Here is a 21,020-nt window from a genome sequence, read left to right as displayed (position 1 = left end):
TAAGGACAGACTAGAAAAGGACAGGCGAGGAAGGCCAGGCGAGTAAAGACAAGGCAGTACGGGAGGTGAAGCACGCTTCCTCAGCAGAGCAAGAGCAGATTTCGCGACAAGAGTGCAGCACAACAACAAGAAATCAGGGAGATTCATCCATGTCAGTCATCAATCAGTTCACCGCGTCATTCACTACCTCGCGCCCGGGCATGCCGCTGCGCAGTCTGCTGGCGGTTGCCGTGGCAGCGGCCGGCATGAGCGCCGGTGCGGCCCAGGCCGAGACGCTCAATATCGTCTCGTGGGGCGGCGCCTATACCGACAGCCAGAACAAGGCTTATCACGAGCCCTGGGAAGAGAAGAGCGGCGACACCGTCGTCAATATCGACAAGTCATCCAATGCGCTTTCCGGTCTGCGCGCACAGGTCCAGGCCGGCAACGTCACCTGGGACCTGGTCGACATGCTGCCCAGTGATGCCTTGATCGCCTGTTCGGAAGGCCTGATCGAGCCGCTGGACCCGGACACCCTGTTCGCGGCAGCGCCGGATGGCACGCCGGCCAGCGAGGACTTCATCGAGAATTCGCTCAGCGAGTGCTTCGTGCCGCAGATCGTCTACTCCAACATCGTGGCCTTCAATACCGAGATGTTCCCCGAGGACAAGCAGCCGGATTCCATCGATGACGTCTTCAATCTCGAGGAATTCCCCGGCAAGCGTGCGCTGCAGAAGAAGCCGATCAACAACATGGAGTGGGCGCTGGTAGCCGATGGCGTGGCCCCGGAAGATGTCTACGAGATGCTGGATTCCGAGGAAGGCATCGAACGTGCCTTCGCCAAGCTCGATACCATCAAGGACAGCGTGATCTGGTGGGAAGAGGGCGCACAGCCACCGCAGCTGCTGGCGGACAAGGAAGTGGCCTTCGCCTCGGCCTACAACGGACGCATCTTCGATGCCGAGGTCAACGAGAAGCAGCCATTCTCCATCGTCTGGGATGCCCAGGTCTTCGAGCTGGATGGCTGGGTGGTGCCGACCGGCAAGCTCGACAAGGTCAAGGATTACCTGATGTTCGCCACCGATACCCAGCGTCTGGCGGATCAGGCCAAGTACATCTCCTACGGGCCGGCGCGTACCTCCTCCGCGGCACTGGTCTCGACCCATGCGGACACCGGCATCGACATGAAGCCGCACATGCCCACCTATGGCCCCAACTTCGAGACCGCCATCCCCAAGGATGACGAATTCTGGGCCGACAACCTCGATGAGCTGAGCCAGCGCTTCAACGCCTGGCTGGCACGCTGACCCCTGCACTGACCCGCTGGCCCCGGTGGCGCACACCCGCGCGCCGGGGCCTTTTTGATCATGCCTGATGGCCCGTCGGCCATGCTCGATTCCGCCAGGTTGGCTTCCGTCACTGTCACGCGGAAGCCGGCTGGCGACTCAGGCATCCTCGGATAGCCGATCAAGGAGTGCAGGATGAGCGATTCCTCCGCCCCGGCCACGTCCGGAAGCGCAGCACATGACCCCAATGGTGCCCCCGGCGCGGCGCTGACCACCGCCGATGGCGTACCGCTGAAACAGAGCCTCAATCGCGCCATCCGTCGCAGCCGCATCAAGGCGTTGCTGCTGGTGGCGCCATTGCTGGTCTTCATCGGGCTGGCATTCGTCATGCCCATCTTCGACATGCTGTCACGCAGTGTCGACAACCCGGAAGTCTCCACCTATCTGCCACGCACCAGCGAGGTGCTGGTCGACTGGGACGGCGAAGGGTTGCCGGAAGAGGCCGCCTACGCCGCCCTGGCGCAGGACCTGGCCGCGGGACTCAAGGCGCGCAATCTCGGGCGCGTCGCCTCGCGTCTCAACTACGAAAAGTCCGGCATGCGGTCGCTGTTCATGAAGAGCGCCCGCCGTGCCGGTCGCATGGAGGCCCCTTACAAGGCCGCGCTGATCAAGGCCGATGAGGATTGGGAGGACCCGGATATCTGGCGTCTGATCAAACGCGAATCATCGCCTCTCACCGCTTCCTACTATCTGGCGGCGGTGGATCGCCAGTTCTCACCGACAGGCGAGATCGTCGAGAAACCGGAGTATCTGCAGATCCACGTCTCGCTGTTCATTCGCACCTTCTGGATGAGCGCGGCGATCACCGGGCTGTGTCTGTTGCTGGCCTATCCGGTGGCCTGGCTGCTGGCGACCCTGCCGGCCAGTCGCGGCAATCTGCTGATGATTCTGGTGCTGCTGCCGTTCTGGACCTCGCTGCTGGTGCGAACTACCACATGGATCGCGATCCTGCAGCAGCAGGGGGTGCTCAATGACATGCTGGTGGGCGTCGGGATACTCGCCGAGGAGGCGCGTATCCAGATGATCTACAACAAGACCGGCACCATCATCGCGATGACCCACATCCTGCTGCCGTTCATGATCCTGCCGCTGTACTCGGTGATGAAGACCATCCCGCCCAGCTACATGCACGCAGCGCGCTCGCTGGGCGCCGGGCCGATCACCGCCTTCCGGCGCGTCTACTTCCCGCAGACCCTGCCGGGCATCGGGGCGGGCTCGATTCTGGTCTTCATCCTCTCCATCGGCTACTACATCACGCCGGCACTGGTGGGCGGGCAGTCGGGCCGCTTCATCACCAACTTCATCGCCTATCACATGCAGACCTCGCTCAACTGGGGGCTGGCAGCGGCCATTGGCTCGATACTGCTGGTCGTGGTGATCCTCTTCTATCTCGTCTACAACCGTCTGATCGGTGTGGACAAGGTCAAACTGGGGTGACAGATGGCCATACCTTCCTATGCAACTCGTGGTGAGCGGATCTGGCATTGGATGTTCTGCGTGCTCTGCGCGCTGATCTTCCTGTTCCTGATCGGGCCGATCCTGGTGATCATTCCGCTCTCGTTCAATGCCGAACCCTACTTCACCTTCTCGGAGAAGATGCTGTCGCTGGACCCGGAGGGCTACTCGCTGCGCTGGTATCAGGAGTTCTTCACCTCGGATGAGTGGATGCGCTCGATCAAGAACAGCATCATCGTGGCGGTGTGCGCGACGGTGCTGGCCACGGTACTGGGCACGCTTGCCGCACTGGGGCTTTCCAGCCGCTTCATGCCGTTTCGCAATACCATCATGGCGATCCTGATCTCGCCGATGATCGTGCCACTGATCATCAGCGCCGCGGCGATGTTCTTCTTCTTCTCGAAACTGGGGCTGACCCAGACCTATCTGGGCGTGATTCTGGCGCACACGGCGCTGGGCATTCCCTTCGTGGTGATCACGGTGACGGCGACGCTGTCCGGCTTCGATCACTCGCTGACACGTGCGGCACACTCGCTGGGGGCCAGTCCGAGCCGCACCTTCTTCCGCATCATCCTGCCGCTGGTGACGCCGGGAGTGGTGTCCGGTGCGCTGTTCGCCTTCATCACCTCGTTTGATGAGGTGGTGGTGGTGCTGTTCATCGCCGGGCCGGCGCAGACCACCATCCCGATCCAGATGTGGTCCGGTATCCGCGAGGAGATCAGCCCGACGATTCTGGCGGTGGCCACGCTGCTGGTTCTGGTCTCGATCCTGCTGCTGACGACACTGGAGCTGATTCGCCGCCGCAATGAACGTCTGCGCGGCCTGACGCCGAGCTGAGCACTGTCCTCGACCCTCAGCCCTCTGCTCTTGAGCGCTGAGCGCTTGATGGCTGTGAGAAACAGGAGTCGCAAGAAACGCCCGCGCCCCCGCAGACAGACTCTGCGGGGGCGCGGGCGTTTCAGGGCCAGGGCTTGGAGACAGGGCTTGAGGAAAAGCCTGCTGCGTCAGGCCGCGCCGAGTCGCTTGTAGAGCGTGGTGCGACTGATGCCCAGCTCCCGCGCGAGACGCGAGACGTTGCCGCCCAGCGAGTCCAGCGCACTCTGCAGCTCCTCGGCGCTGGAGAGATCATGCAGCGAGGGCTGGCCGCTGGTTTGCGAGGGCTGGCGGGCGATCTGGCCCTCTGATGCGGGACAGTCGCCCTGTGAGGCGAGACAGTCGCCCGCCAGCATCACATGGCACGGCTCCAGGGTCGGCCCATCGCACAGTGCCAGCGCCAGGCGCAGCACGTTGTCCAGCTCACGCACGTTGCCGGGCCAGTCATGCTGGGTGAGGCGATCGAGGAAGGCGGGCGTGATGCGCGGCAGCTCACGTTGCTGCTCCCGGCACAGCCGTGTCAGCAGGGCACGACTCAGGCCGGCGATGTCGTGACGCTCCCTCAGCGGCGGCAGAGCGATGGTGGCGCCACACAGGCGATAGTAGAGATCTGCCCGGAAGCGTCCGGCCTTGACCAGCTCGCTGAGGGGCTGATGGGTGGCGGCGACCAGTTCGAAATCGACTCGCTGCGGCTTGCCGCCGCCCAGCGGGGTGACTTCACGCTCCTGCAGCACGCGCAGCAGACGCGCCTGCACATGCAGTGGCATGTCGCCGATCTCATCCAGAAACAGGCGCCCGCCATTGGCCTCGAGCAGGCGGCCTTCGCGTCCGGCGGGGTCGGCACCGGTAAAGGCGCCGCGCCGATAGCCGAACAGCTCGGCCTCGACCAGCTCATCAGGCAAGGCGGCGCAGTTGATGGCGACCAGCGGCTGATGGGCGCGATGACTGGCCTGATGCAGCGCCTTGACCATTTCCTCCTTGCCGACGCCGGTCTCGCCCTGCAGCAGCAGTGGCAGGCGGGCGTTCACCAGTCGCGTCAGCAGTTCGCAGACCCTGGCCCAGCCGGCATCGCCATGATGCAGGCGCGCAAGACTCGGGTGGCACGCAGTCTCTCGAGCGGCGGTTTCGGCCGGTGGCTGGCTTTCTGGGTGCTTGGCTGGCGCGCGGGGCACGACCCGTGGCCTGGGCGGGGCTGCACACAGGGTGTAGCCCGTGAAGCGCGGGTGCTGTGTGAGCGTCACACACTGCGCCTCGGCGAGCTGGGCCAGCGGCGCCCAGTCCAGCTGCCAGCGTGCCAGCGGCTGGCCCAGCAGCAGGTGGATGTCATCGCGGGTGGCGCAGCTGTCGCTGTCCGCTGCATGGGCTGTGCTGTTCGATGCATTGGCTGCGTTTTCGGAAGCGGGCGTGAGTTCAAGGTGAGCCGCCAGCAGCTGCAGTCCCCGGCGACTGGCAGCCGCGACCTGACCTTGCGGCGTGATGGCCAGCAGGGCCGCGCTGGGCGAGTCCAGCTGCGAGCGGTTGAGATGCAGGCGCAACAGGTGATGGTCGTGCCCATGCGCCTCGCCCAGACGGCGTTGCTCGATATCATCCGCCAGTACCCCGAGCATGCCGAGGCTGTACTGGCGCACACGGTAGGGATCGCAGATCAGTCCCAGGCACCCCTCGCAGGCGCCGGGCGTCAGGCCGCGACTGGCACTCCAGCTGGCGGGGGCCAGCAGTGCGGCACTGGCGCTGGCCAGCCCCTTGAGGCATTCGGCGTCATGCGCCTCGAGGGCGATGCGTGCCAGGCGATTGGCGCGCGGCGCATTCAGGGTCTCGGCGATGGCGTTGTGACCCAGCGACTCCTCACGCCAGCGCGCGCCAGGGTGCAACAGGGCGGCGTCATTGCCCAGCAGCTGTTGATGGCCGTAGCTTGCCAGCACCACGCCGTCGCGGTCGGTCAGTACCAGACACGCCTGCCAGTGATCGAGCAGGTTGAGGGTATGGCCGGCCACCGCTGACGCCACCGTCGCCATCAGGCTGGCGGCCTGACGCTGACGCCAGACGAGCTCCTCCGGCGGACTCCTGAGGGTTGAGGGTGGCAGCGCCGAGGGGAAAGAAGAGGGAAGAGCCGCCGCAGACGTTGCGCAGGCGGAATCTCGATCGAGCGCCTGATCCTCTGCATGGCGGGCTGGATGCTTGGCCGAATGATGAGCAGCGTGGCGCGCTGAGTGCTTGGCGGCGTGGGGTAGTGGCATGCGACGTCCCTTGTGCGGCGGGCCTTTCAGGCCTCTGTTGTTATGGGTGCTGTTATCGATGCTGTTTTCGGTCTGGGGGAGTGTTCACGGCAATGTTCACTTGTGCGTGGTGAGTGTTCAGTTCCGAGGACTCCAGTGTTCAGACACTGTTCATCAGAGTAGCGGCAGACGCGGCGGATGACGGGCTAGACCATGGTCTGCCCCTGCCTTGGTCGCATCCGGCAAGTAACTGAATGATCGACAGAAGAGCGGAATCCGGCGCCCTCCGAGGGCTGAAGGAGGGTGTCTGTGGGCAGGGGGTTGCGCGCGGCTGGCACAGGGTTCGCTTGAGGATAGTCACCAGGTGGGTGTGAACACTCGGCAGTGGTTGGCCGTGTCCTTGCCCCGATGACTTTCACCAGACGAGACAGCGCCATGTCCTTGAGCCTTGAGGCGGTCACCCGCCGGGTTGGCCGCGAGACCCATATCGACAGGGTGGACCTGACCTTCGAGCCCGGCTCCTTCAATGTGCTGCTGGGACGCACCCTGTCCGGCAAGACGTCGCTGATGCGCCTGATGGCGGGTCTCGATGTGCCCAGTGACGGGCGCATCGTGATGAACGGCGAGGACGTGACCGGTCGTCCGGTGCGCGAGCGCAACATCTCGATGGTCTATCAGCAGTTCATCAACTACCCGAGCCTGAGCGTCTACGACAACATCGCCTCGCCTTTGAAGCTGGCGCGCATGGCGCCCGAGGAAATCCGCCGCCGCGTGCACGAGATCGCCGAGATGCTGCATATCGAGCAGTTCCTTGCGCGTCAGCCGGCGGAGCTGTCCGGTGGCCAGCAGCAGCGCACGGCCATGGCGCGGGCGCTGGTCAAGGACGCCGACCTGGTGCTGTTCGATGAGCCGCTGGTCAATCTCGACTACAAGCTGCGCGAAGAACTGCGCCACGAGATGCGCAGCCTGTTCGCGACCCGCAACACCATTGCCGTCTACGCCACTACCGAGCCCGGCGAGGCGCTGGCACTCGGCGGCACCACAACGCTGATGCATGAAGGGCGGGTGCTGCAGTCCGGGCCTACCGAGGCCGTCTACCATCATCCGCTGAGTGTCGAGGCGGCGAAGCTCTATTCCGAGCCGCAGATCAATCTGTTCGAGGCCGAGGTGCGCGGACGTGAGCTGGCGTTCTCCGGCGCGGCCAGTGCCGGCGAGCAGGGCAGTCGTTTCGTGCTGCCCACGCCACTGGCGGGGATCGAGAGCGGGGCCTACCGCTTCGGTATCCGCCCCAGCCATCTGGGGCTGGCACCGCTGGCCGATGATGATCTGGAGTTCGCCGTCACGGTGGATATCGCCGAGATCTCCGGCTCCGAGACCTTCCTGCATGTCAGCAATGCCGATCACTCGCTGGTCCTGCATCTGGCCGGCATCCACGACTTCGCCGTGGATGATGCCATCCGCGTCTATGCCCCCGCCCACAAGCTGTTCGTCTATGCCGCCGATGGCGGTGGCGGGGCGGAACAGCATGGCGATGGGGCACTGATCCGCTCGCCCGAGCGACCCACCACGACTGGCGGAGGGCTGGCCTGATGGCGGAAATACACCTCAATGATCTGGCGCACAGCTACCTGGCGGCGCCCACCGCGGACAGTGATTACGCCATCCGGCGCATGAATCATGTCTGGCAGCAGGGCGGCGCCTATGCACTGCTCGGCCCGTCGGGGTGTGGCAAGAGCACGCTGCTCAACATCATCTCCGGGCTGCTGGCTCCCTCCGAGGGCGAGGTGCGCTTCGATGATCGCGTGGTCAATCGGCTGCCGCCGGAAGAGCGCAACATCGCCCAGGTGTTCCAGTTCCCGGTGGTCTACGACACCATGACGGTCTTCGACAATCTGGCCTTCCCGCTGCGCAATCAGCGCCAGCCGGAGCACAAGGTGCAGTCCCGGGTGCGTGAGATCGCCCAGGTGCTGGAGCTGGAAGACCTGCTGACGCGGCGTGCCAGCAACCTGACGGCTGACGAGAAGCAGAAGGTCTCGATGGGCCGTGGCCTGGTGCGCGATGACGTGGCCGCCATCCTGTTCGATGAACCACTGACGGTCATCGACCCCCACCTCAAGTGGAAGCTGCGCCGCAAGCTCAAGCAGATCCATGAGCAGTTCAACATCACCATGGTCTACGTCACCCATGATCAGCTGGAGGCCTCGACCTTCGCCGACAAGATCGCGGTGATGTACGAGGGCCGCATCGTGCAGTTCGGCACCCCGCGCGAGCTGTTCGAGGACCCCGCTCACACCTTCGTGGGCTACTTCATCGGCTCGCCGGGCATGAACCTGGCCAGCATCACGCTGGAATCGCAGGGCGTGCGGCTCGGCACAGGGGAGGGAGCGCCCTTGCTGCATCTTCCACGGGCGCTGCTGGCGACACTGGCGGAGCGCAAGGGCGAGTTGAAGCTGGGCATTCGCCCCGAATTCGTCGAGCTCGAGGCCAGCGACAGTTCACCAGCGGCGGCGGTTCCCGACACCCGCGAGCATTGGCTGAGTGGTCAGGTCACGCTGGTGCAGGACCTGGGGACCTACAAGGTGGTGGATCTCGACATCGGCGGCGGCTGCCTGTTCAAGGCGCGCATTGAGGAAGATGCGCCGCTGCCGACAGGCCGCGTGCGTCTGCGCCTGCCGGCCCGCTGGCAGCGCTTCTATCTCGATGAGCACCTGCTGGACTTGTCACAAGCCGGCGCACACGACAGCGGCGAGGCGGACAGCTTTACCAGAGGGGAGAGTGGCGGCCCTGTCAGAGGGGAAGATGACCAGCGGCCGGGAGGAAACGCCTGATGCAACGCACACACAACAATCGCGCCTGGTGGCTGGTGCTGCCGGTGGTCATCGTGGTGGCGTTCTCGGCCATCATCCCGATGATGACGGTGGTCAACTACTCGGTGCAGGACATCTTCGATCCCTCCACGCGCTTCTTCGTCGGCACCGAGTGGTATCGCGAGATCCTGCGTGACGAGCGCCTGCACGACTCGCTGATCCGCCAGTTCGTCTATTCCTTCGCGGTGCTGGCCATCGAGATTCCGCTGGGGATCGCCGTGGCGCTCTCGATGCCGCGCAAGGGCTTCATGGTCTCGCTGTGCATGATTCTGCTGGCCTTGCCGCTGCTGATTCCCTGGAACGTGGTCGGCACCATCTGGCAGATCATCGGTCGTGAGGACATCGGACTCTACGGCTGGGCACTGGGCCAGCTGGGCATCGACTACAACTACGCCTCCAATCCGGCAGACGCCTGGGTGACGGTGCTGGTGATGGATGTCTGGCACTGGACGTCGCTGGTGGCGCTGCTGTGCTATTCGGGGCTGCGTGCCATACCCGATGTCTATTACCAGGCCGCGCGTATCGACCGTGCCTCGCCCTGGGCCGTGTTCCGCTACATCCAGCTGCCCAAGCTCAAGAGCGTGCTGTTGATCGGCATCATGCTGCGCTTCATGGACAGCTTCATGATCTACACCGAGCCCTTCGTGCTCACCGGTGGCGGGCCGGGTACCACCACCACCTTCCTGTCCCAGACCTTGACCCAGATGGCGATCGGCCAGTTCGATCTCGGACGTGCCGCTGCCTTCTCGCTGATCTACTTCCTCATCATCCTGCTGGTCTCGTGGCTGTTCTATACCGCCATGACCCATCAGGACAGTGACGACGCCTGAGGAGACGAGTGATGACCACACGCAAGCGTCTGGTAATGACGATCTATCTGCTGTTCCTGCTGGTGCCGATCTACTGGCTGCTGATCATGTCCTTCAAGTCGAATCAGGAGATTCTCGGCGGCCTGACCCTGTGGCCCGAGAACTTCACCTTCGACAACTATCGGGTGATCTTCACCGACCCCAGCTGGTACATGGGCTACCTCAACTCGATGAGCTACGTGGTGCTCAACATGCTCATCTCGCTGGCGGTGGCGCTGCCGGCGGCCTATGCCTTCTCGCGCTATCGCTTCCTGGGCGACAAGCATCTGTTCTTCTGGCTGCTGACCAATCGCATGGCGCCGCCGGCGGTCTTCCTGCTGCCGTTCTTCCAGCTCTATTCCTCGGTGGGGCTGTTTGATACTCCGCTGGCGGTGGCACTCGCGCACTGTCTGTTCAACGTGCCGCTGGCGGTCTGGATTCTGGAAGGCTTCATGTCCGGCGTGCCCAAGGAGATCGATGAGACGGCCTATATCGACGGCTACAGCTTCCCGCGCTTCTTCCTGACGCTGTTCATTCCGATGATTCGCCCGGGCATCGGGGTGACCGCCTTCTTCTGCTTCATGTTCTCGTGGGTGGAGCTGCTGCTGGCGCGAACCCTGACCTCGACGGAGGCGAAACCGATAGCGGCGGTGATGACGCGAACGGTCTCGGCCTCGGGCATCGACTGGGGCGTGCTGGCTGCCGCCGGTGCCCTGACGCTGATTCCCGGCATTCTGGTGATCTACTTCGTGCGCAACCATGTCGCCAAGGGCTTCGCCCTGGGCCGGGTGTGATCGTCACCAGGCCGAGCGCCGCTGTCATTGCCGTCAGCAAGTCCCTGCTGGCGGCCCACAAGAGGACATGATGATGGAATGGATGGCCTGGACACTGCCCACGTCACTCTTCTTTGCCGGTATCGGCACCCTGCTGCTGGGCATGACCGCCTGGCAGTTCGTGACCCCGACGCTGAGTCGTCAGGGATTTCTGCCCATCGCGACCACGCGGGGCGACAGACTGTTCATCGGGCTGCTCTCCAGCGGCTGGCTGCATCTGCTGTGGTTGGGCTTTACCGATCAGGTGCTGTGGATGATCAGCATCGTGTGTGTCGTCTGGATGCTGGTGTTGATGAAGTGGGGATGAAGTGGGGATGAAGTGGGGATGACATGCGGGGAGATGTGAAGAGGAGAGAGCGCTGACGACAGGCAGCGTCGCCCGGTGGCAACACGGAACCGGACAGCCTGAGGGGAGTCCCAAGCGGTTCTGACTGGCATCCGCCAGTGACATTCGCCGCTCTGGAATCTCGTTGCATGTCGTCATCTCGCTCACCGCATCGCTCGTCTACTGATAGTGCTTCAAAGGGTGCTTTACATGGCGCTTCACATGGCGACTCTCCCTCGCCGAGCAAGAACCGCCGTCGTCTCTGGGCGGGCGTGACAGGGCTGAGCATTGCCTGCGTTGTCGCCCTCGGTTGGTGGGCTGGTACACCGCTCGACAATCCGGGCACCGCGACGCCTGATCAGCAGGTCGGGGATGGCGAGGCGGAAGATGCAGGGCAATCAACATTGTGGCAGCAGTATCAGCGCGTGTGGCAGGCCAATCAGACCCGCCCACCCGAGGCGCGCAAGCCACTGCCACTGCCTGACGTTTCCCGCGCCGGCTACCACCAGGGCGAAGCACTTCCGGCGCTTGAGCTCGAGCCGCGTGATGCTGGTGAAGCGTCAGATAAGGGCTCGGCAGCAAAGGGCACGGCAGGTGAGAGCGAAAAGGGCGCGCTGCGCCGGTTCGATGTCACGGCCTACGGCGCGGATGGCAGTGACACCCTGAGTGATCGCCGCGCGATCCTCAAGGCGCATGCCGCCATGCGTGACTGGCAACGTCAGGGCAGTGATGACGCTGACCGCCCGGCGCGCCGCGGCGTGCTGTATTTCCCGGCGGGGGATTACGTGGTGTATGGGGCAGCCGAGCGCGACTGGTTTTACTCCCGCCTGGTGGCACTGAAAGCCGCGGTGGCGGATGCAGAACGCCAGCAGGCGCTGCGCGAGGCATTGCTCAAGATGCAGGGTTTGAGTCTGGCAGGCAGTCATTGGACCTTGATGGGCGCGGGCAGTGATGTCACGCACCTCAAGCAGACCCGGCCGATGCTGCCGTTGCACGCCAGCTGGTACTGGAGCACTCCCTGGCTGCTGCATCTGGGCAATCTGGCCGAGGGTGGCAAGCAGGAAGAATGGCAAGCCGTCACGCCGACGAGCCACCGGCAGCCGGCGGATACGCAGGACGCGATCACGCTGGCGGATGAGGCGGATGAGGCGGATGAGACAGATGGCGCAGCGCTCGCGCCAGGCGATGAGGTGCTGCTGGAGAGCATCGACAAGCGGCCTGAGGCAGTGGCCCGTGCCCTGGCGCCCTATCAGATGGAAAAGGACGCCAGCACCGGCGAGTCACGCTGGTTGATCGAGCGTGACGGAGTGATCAAGCGGGCGCGCTATCGCGTGGTGGCACGTGACGGCAAGCGTCTCACGCTCTCGTTGCCGGTGGTGCATGAACGCTTTCCCGGTGAGCAGTGGCGCATCGCACGCCTGCACCCGGCGCGGGAAGTCGGGGTGCAGGGCATCACGCTCAATGGCAACTGGCGGGGGCACTTCAAGCATCACCGCAGTGCCGAGGATGACAGCGGCTTCGGCCTTCTGGACCTGGATGGCATCACGGATGGCTGGGTACGTGACGTACGGCTCGACAGTTTCAATCAGGGGGTGAAGGTGCGCCACAGCTCACAGCTGACACTCGAAGACGTGACGATGACCGGCAAGCCCGGGCATATCGCGATGACGATCAGTGACAGCAATCAGGTACTGGCCCGCCAGGTAGTCGACCAAAGTCATGCCTGGCATGCGCCCGGGGTGGCCCGCTACGCGACCCATAACGTCTACCTTGAACTGGAGCACGCCGGTGACAGTGGTATCGAGCTGCATGGTCAGCAATCGCGCGACAACGTGTTCGATCGCAAGCGTGGCGGTCATGTGCGCGACCGCTGGGGCGCCAGTGTCGGCCATCAGCCCAATCATCTGCGCGGGCTGGTGCTGTGGAATCCGGTCAATACCGGCAAGCCACATGCTGCCTGGCACTTCATGCGCGCCGATTCTCACTTCGGCAAGGTGATCATGCCGACAGTCGTCGGGGCGACCGGGCATGCGTTGGGCATCGCCAATCGCCATGACTATGTCCGGGTGATGAATGCCAAGGGCGTGACCGAGTATGACCCCTTGCCGCCGATGGATGCCTTGCAGGCACGCGTCGAGTCGCCGGGCGAGGCCGTGAAGCCCGCCTCGCTCTACCGCGCCCAGCGCGAGCTGCTGCAGGAGACGCGAGAGTGACAGCAAGCCGCTGAGTATCAGTGCATCAGGGCATCAGCGCAGCAGAGCAATCAGGTCAGCAAGGACAACAGAGCAGCAAGAACAACAGAGCAGCAGCCAACGACAGCCGATCGCAGCGGCAGGAGGACGAGCAGCACCGAGAGCAAGCAAGGCGGCGAATGACGCCGCGCGACACGTGATTGACGGAAGTGGTTGTTGGAAGACGCGACACAACAATAACGCCAATGAAGGGACATCCCATGAGTCAGCACATCATTCGACCCGCACGCCTGCGTTACGCCATCGCCTTCGCCACGGCGGCGGGGCTCGCCGGCCTTTCCAGTCAGGCCATGGCCGATCAGTATCAGGATGCGGCAAGGAAATGGATCGATCAGGAGTTCTCACCCTCCACGCTGAGCAAGGACGAGCAGATGTCCGAGCTCGAATGGTTCATCAAGGCCGCTGAACCGCTTCGCGGCATGGAAATCAAGGTGGCCTCGGAAACCCTGACCACCCATGAATACGAGTCCAAGGTGCTGGCCAAGGCCTTCAGCGAGATCACCGGCATCAAGCTGACCCACGACTTGATCCAGGAAGGCGACGTCATCGAGAAACTGCAGACCCAGATGCAGTCCGGGCGCAATATCTACGATGGCTACGTCAACGACTCCGACCTGATCGGCACGCATTTCCGCTATGGGAAGGTCGTGCCGATCAGCGACATGATGGAAGGCGATGGCAAGGCCTTCACCTCGCCGACGCTGGACCTGGATGACTTCATCGGGCTGGATTTCACCACCGGCCCGGATGACAAGCTCTATCAGCTGCCGGACCAGCAGTTCGCCAACCTCTACTGGTTCCGTGCCGACTGGTTCGAACGCGAAGATTTGAAGAAGCAGTTCAAGGACAAGTACGGCTACGAGCTGGGGGTGCCGGTCAACTGGTCGGCCTATGAGGACATCGCCGACTTCTTCACCAATGACGTCAAGGAAATCGACGGTGAGCGGGTCTATGGCCACATGGATTACGGCAAGAAGGACCCGTCACTCGGCTGGCGCTTCACCGATGCCTGGTTCTCCATGGCGGGTGCCGGCGACAAGGGCCTGCCCAATGGCCTGCCGGTGGATGAGTGGGGCATTCGTGTCGAGGAATGTCAGCCGGTGGGCTCCTCGGTGACACGTGGCGGCGCGGCCAACGGCCCGGCGGCCGTCTATGCCACCACCAAGTATGTCGACTGGCTGGGCAAGTACGCACCGCCGGAAGCCCAGGGCATGACCTTCTCCGAGTCCGGTCCGGTGCCGTCCCAGGGCAACATCGCCCAGCAGATCTTCTGGTACACCGCCTTCACCGCCGACATGACGCGGGATGGCCTGCCGGTGGTCAACGACGATGGCACCCCGAAGTGGCGCATGGCGCCGTCGCCGCATGGCCCGTACTGGGAAGAGGGCATGAAGCTTGGCTATCAGGACGTGGGCGCCTGGACCTTCTTCGATTCCACCCCGGAGAAGAATCGTCACGCGGCCTGGCTGTACGCGCAATTCGTCACCGCCAAGACCGTCTCGCTCAAGAAGACCCTGGAAGGGCTGACGCCGATCCGCGAGTCGGATATCCAGTCTCAGGCGATGACCGATGCCGCGCCGAAGCTGGGCGGTCTGGTCGAGTTCTATCGCAGCCCGGCGCGGGTGCAGTGGTCGCCGACCGGCACCAACGTGCCGGATTATCCCAAGCTTGCCCAGCTGTGGTGGCAGTACATCTCCCAGGCCGCCAGTGGCGAAGCCACGCCGCAGGAAGCCCTCGATGGCCTGGCCAAGGCGCAGGACCGCATTCTCGAGCGTCTCGAGCGCGCCAAGGTGATGGACAACTGTGGGCCGAAGCTCAACGAGGAGCGTGATGCGGAGTACTGGTTCGCCCAGCCGGGTGCGCCGAAGGCCAAGCTGGACAACGAGAAGCCCAAGGGCGAGACCATCGCCTACGACGAGCTGCTCAAGAGCTGGAAGGAGTAATCGCGACTGGCGCGACAGTGCGCCATCGAACAGCCTGCTGAAAGGCTGCAGCAACGACAACGCCCCTGCCGGTTTCCCGGCAGGGGCGTTTTTGTGCCAGAGCGATCAGCGACAGTGTTTCATCACCGCCTCATTGCTGGCTCTCAATCGCGGCTTTCAATCACGGCTCTCAATCACGGTAGAGATCGATGCTCGGGCACGAGCAGATCAACTGACGATCGCCGTGCACGTTGTCGACCCGGTTGACCGCCGGCCATTGCTTGGCGGCCTTGACGTGCTCGCTGGGGAAGGCACCGATCTCGCGGGAGTAGCTGCGCGTCCACTCGGCGTCCATCAGGTCGGCCTGGGTATGCGGCGCGTGCACCAGCGGGTTGTCTTCCAGTGTCCACTCGCCTTGCTCGACACGGGTGATCTCGGCGCGAATCGCGATCATCGCCTCACAGAAACGGTCGATCTCGTAGAGCGACTCGGACTCGGTGGGCTCGACCATCAGAGTGCCCGCCACCGGGAACGACATGGTCGGCGCGTGGAAGCCGTAGTCGATCAGGCGCTTGGCGATGTCTTCCTCGCTGATGCCGGAAGCGGCCTTCAGCGGGCGGATATCGATGATGCACTCATGTGCCACGGTGCCGTTCTTGCCGCGATAGAGCACCGGATAGTGCCCATCGAGACGCGTGGCGATGTAGTTGGCGTTGAGGATCGCAAGCTCGGTGGCTTCACGCAGCCCCTGCGCGCCCATCATCTTGATGTAGGCCCAGGAGATCGGCAGGATCGCCGCGGAACCGAAGGCGGCGGCCGAGACGGCGGTGCATTCCGGCTTCACGCCTTCCAGCGGGGTGACCACATGGTTGGAGACGAACGGCGCCAGGTGGGCCTTGATGCCGATCGGGCCCATGCCCGGGCCGCCGCCGCCGTGGGGAATGCAGAAGGTCTTGTGCAGGTTGAGGTGCGAGACATCGCCGCCGAAGTCACCCGGGCGGCAGATGCCGACCTGGGCGTTCATGTTGGCGCCGTCGATGTAGACCTGGCCGCCGTGATCGTGAACGACCTGACAGGCCTCGCGCACGGTTTCCTCGAACACGCCGTGGGTGGACGGGTAGGTGATCATGATCGCGGACAGCTTATCGCTGTGCTGCTCGGCCTTGGCGCGCAGGTCGGCGATGTCGATGTTGCCGTTGGCGTCACACTCGACCACCACCACCTTCATGGCGGCCATCGCGGCCGAGGCCGGGTTGGTGCCGTGGGCGGAGCTGGGGATCAGGCAGATGTCGCGTTCGCCTTCGCCGATGGAGGCCTGGTAGCGACGGATCGCGACCAGCCCTGCGTATTCCCCCTGCGCGCCGGAGTTCGGCTGCATGGAGATGGCGTCGTAGCCGGTGATCTCGACCAGGAAGGCCGACAGCTCATCGATCATCTGCTTGTAGCCGACCACCTGATCCGACGGTGCGAAGGGGTGGACGTTGGCGAATTCGGGCCAGGTCACCGGGATCATCTCGGTGGTGGCGTTCAGCTTCATAGTGCAGCTGCCCAGCGGAATCATCGCGTGGGTCAGCGACAGGTCCTTGTTCTCCAGGCGCTTCAGGTAGCGCAGCATCTCGGTTTCCGAGTGGTAGCGGCTGAAGGTCGGGTGGGTCAGGAAGTCGCTGTCACGCTGGCAGGCCGCCGGAATCGCGCTTGCGCCCTTGGCCAGCAGGTCCTGATCCAGCGCGGCGACGGACAGGCCGTGCTCCTCGCCGAGCAGCACGTCGAACAGCACGCCGACATCAGCGGCGGTGGTGGTCTCGTCGAGGTTGATGGTGATGCGGCCGTCGCCGTGGTGGCGCAGGTTGATCTCATGGGTCAGCTCGCGACCGTGGATCTTGCCCTCATCCACGCCGGTCACGGTGATGGCATCGAACCAGCTGTCGTGGGCCAGTGCCATGCCGCAGCGGCTGACGCCCTCGGCGAGAATGCTGGTCAGGCGATGCACGCGGGTGGCGATGCGCTTGAGGCCCTCGGCACCGTGATAGACAGCGTAGAAGCCGGCGATGTTGGCCAGCAGCGCCTGGGCGGTACAGATGTTGGAGGTCGCCTTCTCGCGGCGGATGTGCTGCTCGCGGGTCTGCATCGCCATGCGCAGTGCCGGGTTGCCGCGCGAGTCCTTGGAGACGCCGATGATGCGGCCCGGGATGGAGCGCTTGAGCTTGTCGGTGGTGGCGAAGAAGGCCGCGTGCGGGCCGCCGAAGCCCATCGGCACGCCGAAGCGCTGGGAGGTACCGACGACGATGTCGGCGCCGAGGCTGCCCGGCGACTTGAGCAGCACCAGGCTCAGCAGGTCGGCGGCTACCACGCTCATCGCGCCATTGGCGCGCGCGGCGTCCAGCAGCGGCGCGAGGTCGCGCACCTGACCGGTGTTGCCCGGATACTGGAAGAGGGCGCCGAAGATGTCGTGCTCGCCGACGTTCTCGGCGGCATCGATGATCAGCTCGAAGCCGAAGTAGTCGGCGCGGGTGCGCATGACGTCCAGGGTCTGCGGCAGCACGTCATCGGCGATGAAGAAGCGCTTGCTCTTGCTCTTCTTGTTGCCGCGCTGACACAGCGCCATGGCCTCGGCAGCGGCGGTGGCTTCGTCCAGCAGGCTGGCGTTGGCCAGCTCCATGCCGGTCAGGTCCATTACCGCCTGCTGGAAGTTGAGCAGCCCTTCGAGACGACCCTGGGCGATTTCCGGCTGATACGGCGTATAGGCGGTGTACCAGCCCGGATTTTCCAGTACGTTGCGCTGGATGACCGCCGGCAGGTGGGTGTTGTGGTAACCCTGGCCGATATAGGTCTTGAACACCTTGTTCTGACGCGCGAGGCGCTTCAGGTAGTCCAGTGCTTCGGATTCCGTGCGTGGCCCTTCGAGATCCAGCTCACGGCCCAGACGAATGGCGGTGGGCACCGTGCGGTCGATGAGCGTGGCGATGCTCTCTTCGCCCAGCGTCGCCAACATGCGCGTCACATTGGCATCGGTCGGCCCATTGTGGCGGGAGATGAAATCGTCGTGTCCGGCCAGCTGGGCCAGGGTAAGCGTCTCGTGAGCCATGCAAGAAATCCTGTGCTGCAACGGGGACTGCAGAGGGCAGTCCGCGGGAGGAACATCACCGTGCCAGCGAGGAAGCTGCGGGCAGGGCGTCGGGAATCATGGGGGCATCGACATCACTGCCGAGCATGCTGCAGTTGCTTCACTCCCCGCGCGACCTGCAAGGGCAGTCGCGTCAGGGGTGTCGTGCCATCGAAACGGGGTGGCGCAGTCACGAGGGTGGCTGTGCGCGAGTGCGATTTTATGCGAGCGCGGAAAGGCGCTGAAACCTCCTGCCCTGAGCGTCTGCGGCATGGACAGGAGGTTGACGGCGATCAGGCTTCGCTTTCGACCAGCTGAGAATAGGCATCAGCGTCGAGCAGCTTGTCGAGTTCGGCGCTGTCAGCGACCTTCATCTTCAGAATCCAGGCATCGTCATAGGGGCTTTCGTTGACGGATTCCGGCGCGTCTTCGAGGCTCTCGTTGACGGCGATGACTTCACCGGCCAGCGGCGCGTACAGATCAGAGGCCGCCTTGACGGACTCGATGACCCCGAACTCTTCTTCCAGCGCCAGCTCACGGCCGACTTCCGGCAGTTCGACGAAGACGACATCGCCCAGCGCTTCTTGGGCGTGGTCGGTGATCCCGATGGTCACGGTGCCATCACCGTTGTCCTGAACCCACTCGTGACTCTCGGTGTACTTCAGCGTGGCGGGAATATTGCTCATGAGTGTTTTCCTATGTGAAAAGATTTTCTGATTCAGGGAATCGGTACGTCATTATGCCCCAAGGTCCCGGCGTGTGGCAGTGGCAGACTGCCGCGTGATGCTACGACTTTGGGCGTGTATTGCTGACGGCCGTACCTCTATCGTGGTCTGTCACTCTTCGGGCGTCCAGTGTCTTGCGTGGTTCACTCATGAAGCCCGCCATCACGGGCCTGCCTAGCCCATGGCGGTGCATCGCTGGCCAGGCCGCCCAGCGCCTTTCCAGCGCGCCGTGACACCTCGTGAGAGGTTGAGTGCATTGCAGCAGCGCGGGAGACCGGTCGCGCCAGTGGGCGAGGATGTCCGGGTCACTGTTGCGAGGCGCTCAAACTCGCGTTATGGTGCCGACAGTTTCTTATCGGAAACTTGTTTCCATGTTGTGTCGTGAAGACCCGGCTGTCAATGCCTGATGCGTTCAAGCAGAGCGAACTTTATGAGAGCGCTGGTGGCGCTGAGAGAGTCTTTACCTGAGGGTTACCGCGCCGGGCATACGGCTCGGCTTTTGGTTCGACATTCGGCTCGGTTTGTTGTGAGACTTTTTTCGCCAGTCTCGAGATCACCCGGCGCAGGATCTGCTGCCAGAAGACACGATGAGGCGATGAAACATGCGAGTTGGCGCAGTCTCATCGTACTTTTTACGCAATGATTGCCTCACCTGCCAGCGTAAAGCCCTGTTGGGCTAGTGAAGTGAGATAGCTTCCGCTAATGTGAGCTGTCCCAACGGTGAAAATGCCGTGGGAGGCTCGTCGCGGGTCGATCACCCGCCTGGGGATGGCACCGCCACGAGTCACTGCGCATCGTGTGATAACAACAATTCAGCGGAGGAAATCTGCGTGGAAATGATCAGTTCCGTCTTTAGTGCCATTAATGGCGTCGTCTGGGGCCCATTGATGCTGATCCTGCTGCTCGGGGTCGGCTTCTATCTTCAGGCAGGCCTCAAGGGCATGCCGCTTCGCAAGTTGGGTACCGGCTTCAAGCTGTTGTGGAATGGTCGTGCGCCGGGCAAGGATGGCGACGGCGAGATTTCTCCTTTCAATGCCCTGATGACATCGCTGTCCGCGACCATCGGTACCGGCAACATCGCGGGCGTGGCAACCGCCATCGCGCTGGGTGGCCCGGGGGCGATCTTCTGGATGTGGATCACCGCGCTGGTCGGCATGGCGACCAAGTACGCCGAGGCCGTGTGTGCCGTGCGTTATCGTGAAGTCGATGACACCGGCAACCATGTCGGCGGCCCGATGTACTACATCCGCAACGGTCTGGGCGCCAAGTGGGGCTGGCTGGGCGGTGCCTTCGCCTTCTTCGGTTGCTTCGCGGCCTTCGGTATCGGCAACACCGTGCAGTCCAACTCGGTCGCGGATGCGCTGGAAACGTCCTTCGCCATCCCGCACTGGGTCTCCGGTGTGGTGATGATGGTGCTGGCCGGCGCCGTGATTCTCGGTGGCATCAAGCGTATCTCCAGCGTGGCGGGCAAGCTGGTGCCGTTCATGGCGATTGCCTACTTCCTGGCCGGCATCATCATCCTGGTGATCAACGCCGACCAGATCGGCCATGCCTTCGGCCTCATCTTCACTTATGCCTTCAATCCGGTCGCGGCTACCGGCGGCTTTGCCGGGGCAGCGGTGATGGCCGCCATCCGCTTCGGTGTGGCGCGCGGTATCTTCTCCAATGAAGCGGGCCTGGGCAGTGCGCCCATCGCCCACGCGGCGGCGCAGACCAAGAACCCGGTCCGTCAGGGTCTGGTCGCGATGCTGGGGACCTTCATCGACACCATCATCATCTGCACCATCACGGCGCTGGCGATCATCACTTCCGGCCTGTGGTCTTCCGGGGAAACCGGCGCGGCCCTGACCTCGATGTCCTTCGATCAGGCGCTGCCGGGGGTGGGCAACCACCTGGTGGCCATCGCGCTGGCGGTCTTCGCCTTCACCACCATCCTTGGCTGGTCCTTCTATGGTGAGAAGTGCTTCCAGTACCTGTTCGGCACGCGTGCCATCATGCTGTATCGCATCGTGTTCGTGATCGCGATTCCGCTGGGCGCGATGGCCAAGCTCGACCTGATCTGGCTGATGGCGGACACCTTCAATGCGCTGATGGCGATCCCGAACCTGATCGGTCTGGCGCTGCTGTCGCCAGTGGTCTTCAAGCTGACGCGTGATTATTTTGATGGCAAGGAAGTGCTGGCTGGCGAAGATCGCTGAACGACCTGATGACTCGCCTGGCCCTACCGTGCCACTGACTGCCTTCTGCATCGCCCGGGTCACCTGACCTGGGCGGTG

General features: G+C 63.6%; 14 protein-coding genes. 11 read left to right on the top strand and 3 right to left on the bottom strand.

Annotated features, from left to right (window positions below; all coding sequences use genetic code 11):
• Positions 1–149: 149 nt before the first annotated feature.
• The 3 genes from AOG28_RS13320 (at position 150) to AOG28_RS13310 (ending at position 3,617) form a co-directional block, all read left to right on the top strand.
• Entirely contained in the window at positions 150–1,286 is a 1,137-nt protein-coding gene (locus AOG28_RS13320) for an extracellular solute-binding protein (protein WP_225347830.1), read from the top strand.
• A 174-nt stretch (positions 1,287–1,460) separates the two neighbouring features.
• Positions 1,461–2,762: an ABC transporter permease gene (locus AOG28_RS13315; protein WP_054556762.1), complete on the top strand. Its 1,302-nt coding sequence runs from the start codon at positions 1,461–1,463 to the stop codon at positions 2,760–2,762.
• A 3-nt stretch (positions 2,763–2,765) separates the two neighbouring features.
• A complete protein-coding gene (locus AOG28_RS13310; RefSeq protein WP_054556761.1) occupies positions 2,766–3,617 on the top strand; it encodes an ABC transporter permease in 852 nt (283 codons plus the stop codon).
• Positions 3,618–3,784: 167 nt separating this feature from the next.
• Here the strand turns inward: AOG28_RS13310 and AOG28_RS13305 are convergent, their stop codons facing one another.
• Positions 3,785–5,890, bottom strand: coding sequence for a sigma-54-dependent Fis family transcriptional regulator (locus tag AOG28_RS13305; RefSeq protein ID WP_082388791.1), 2,106 nt, complete (start codon positions 5,888–5,890; stop codon positions 3,785–3,787).
• Between the two features lie 414 nt (positions 5,891–6,304).
• Between AOG28_RS13305 and AOG28_RS13300 the strand changes: the two genes are divergently transcribed.
• The 7 genes from AOG28_RS13300 to AOG28_RS13270 all read left to right on the top strand — a co-directional run bounded on the left by AOG28_RS13300 (position 6,305) and on the right by AOG28_RS13270 (position 14,937).
• Positions 6,305–7,459: an ABC transporter ATP-binding protein gene (locus tag AOG28_RS13300; protein ID WP_054556759.1), complete on the top strand. Its 1,155-nt coding sequence runs from the start codon at positions 6,305–6,307 to the stop codon at positions 7,457–7,459.
• Complete coding sequence (locus AOG28_RS13295) at positions 7,459–8,697, top strand: ABC transporter ATP-binding protein (protein ID WP_082388790.1); 1,239 nt, start codon at positions 7,459–7,461, stop codon at positions 8,695–8,697. The genes AOG28_RS13300 and AOG28_RS13295 overlap by 1 nt, the downstream gene beginning before the upstream one ends.
• A complete protein-coding gene (locus tag AOG28_RS13290) occupies positions 8,697–9,566 on the top strand; it encodes a carbohydrate ABC transporter permease (protein ID WP_043334509.1) in 870 nt (289 codons plus the stop codon). The genes AOG28_RS13295 and AOG28_RS13290 overlap by 1 nt, the downstream gene beginning before the upstream one ends.
• A gap of 11 nt (positions 9,567–9,577) precedes the next feature.
• Positions 9,578–10,378, top strand: a complete 801-nt coding sequence (locus AOG28_RS13285) for a carbohydrate ABC transporter permease (protein WP_043334505.1) — start codon at positions 9,578–9,580, stop codon at positions 10,376–10,378.
• 73 nt (positions 10,379–10,451) lie between these two features.
• Complete coding sequence (locus tag AOG28_RS13280) at positions 10,452–10,724, top strand: DUF2160 domain-containing protein (RefSeq protein WP_043334560.1); 273 nt, start codon at positions 10,452–10,454, stop codon at positions 10,722–10,724.
• A 167-nt stretch (positions 10,725–10,891) separates the two neighbouring features.
• Entirely contained in the window at positions 10,892–12,955 is a 2,064-nt protein-coding gene (locus AOG28_RS13275; RefSeq protein ID WP_152965423.1) for a DUF4955 domain-containing protein, read from the top strand.
• Positions 12,956–13,284: 329 nt separating this feature from the next.
• Entirely contained in the window at positions 13,285–14,937 is a 1,653-nt protein-coding gene (locus tag AOG28_RS13270) for an ABC transporter substrate-binding protein (protein WP_225348116.1), read from the top strand.
• A 169-nt stretch (positions 14,938–15,106) separates the two neighbouring features.
• Here the strand turns inward: AOG28_RS13270 and gcvP are convergent, their stop codons facing one another.
• Both gcvP and gcvH read right to left on the bottom strand, forming a co-directional pair.
• Positions 15,107–18,001: an aminomethyl-transferring glycine dehydrogenase gene (gene gcvP, locus AOG28_RS13265; protein ID WP_054556756.1), complete on the bottom strand. Its 2,895-nt coding sequence runs from the start codon at positions 17,999–18,001 to the stop codon at positions 15,107–15,109.
• Between the two features lie 311 nt (positions 18,002–18,312).
• A complete protein-coding gene (gene gcvH, locus AOG28_RS13260; RefSeq protein WP_043334495.1) occupies positions 18,313–18,705 on the bottom strand; it encodes a glycine cleavage system protein GcvH in 393 nt (130 codons plus the stop codon).
• An 875-nt stretch (positions 18,706–19,580) separates the two neighbouring features.
• Here gcvH and AOG28_RS13255 point away from each other — a divergent pair.
• Positions 19,581–20,942, top strand: coding sequence for an alanine/glycine:cation symporter family protein (locus AOG28_RS13255; RefSeq protein WP_225996440.1), 1,362 nt, complete (start codon positions 19,581–19,583; stop codon positions 20,940–20,942).
• Positions 20,943–21,020: the final 78 nt, after the last annotated feature.

The organism is Cobetia sp. UCD-24C (assembly GCF_001306765.1).
In the GTDB taxonomy this organism is placed as follows: Bacteria; Pseudomonadota; Gammaproteobacteria; order Pseudomonadales; family Halomonadaceae; genus Cobetia; species Cobetia amphilecti.
This window is presented reverse-complemented; position numbering and strand designations above follow the sequence as displayed.

What these genes read in the sequence shown, in the direction of transcription:
- AOG28_RS13320 (WP_225347830.1), top strand. Translation starts at nt 150, where the DNA reads ATGTCAGTCATCAATCAGTTCACCGCGTCATTCACTACCTCGCGCCCG.
- AOG28_RS13315 (WP_054556762.1), top strand. Translation starts at nt 1,461, where the DNA reads ATGAGCGATTCCTCCGCCCCGGCCACGTCCGGAAGCGCAGCACATGAC.
- AOG28_RS13310 (WP_054556761.1), top strand. Translation starts at nt 2,766, where the DNA reads ATGGCCATACCTTCCTATGCAACTCGTGGTGAGCGGATCTGGCATTGG.
- AOG28_RS13305 (WP_082388791.1), bottom strand. Translation starts at nt 5,890, where the DNA reads ATGCCACTACCCCACGCCGCCAAGCACTCAGCGCGCCACGCTGCTCAT.
- AOG28_RS13300 (WP_054556759.1), top strand. Translation starts at nt 6,305, where the DNA reads ATGTCCTTGAGCCTTGAGGCGGTCACCCGCCGGGTTGGCCGCGAGACC.
- AOG28_RS13295 (WP_082388790.1), top strand. Translation starts at nt 7,459, where the DNA reads ATGGCGGAAATACACCTCAATGATCTGGCGCACAGCTACCTGGCGGCG.
- AOG28_RS13290 (WP_043334509.1), top strand. Translation starts at nt 8,697, where the DNA reads ATGCAACGCACACACAACAATCGCGCCTGGTGGCTGGTGCTGCCGGTG.
- AOG28_RS13285 (WP_043334505.1), top strand. Translation starts at nt 9,578, where the DNA reads ATGACCACACGCAAGCGTCTGGTAATGACGATCTATCTGCTGTTCCTG.
- AOG28_RS13280 (WP_043334560.1), top strand. Translation starts at nt 10,452, where the DNA reads ATGGAATGGATGGCCTGGACACTGCCCACGTCACTCTTCTTTGCCGGT.
- AOG28_RS13275 (WP_152965423.1), top strand. Translation starts at nt 10,892, where the DNA reads ATGTCGTCATCTCGCTCACCGCATCGCTCGTCTACTGATAGTGCTTCA.
- AOG28_RS13270 (WP_225348116.1), top strand. Translation starts at nt 13,285, where the DNA reads ATGGCCGATCAGTATCAGGATGCGGCAAGGAAATGGATCGATCAGGAG.
- gcvP (WP_054556756.1), bottom strand. Translation starts at nt 18,001, where the DNA reads ATGGCTCACGAGACGCTTACCCTGGCCCAGCTGGCCGGACACGACGAT.
- gcvH (WP_043334495.1), bottom strand. Translation starts at nt 18,705, where the DNA reads ATGAGCAATATTCCCGCCACGCTGAAGTACACCGAGAGTCACGAGTGG.
- AOG28_RS13255 (WP_225996440.1), top strand. Translation starts at nt 19,581, where the DNA reads ATGATCAGTTCCGTCTTTAGTGCCATTAATGGCGTCGTCTGGGGCCCA.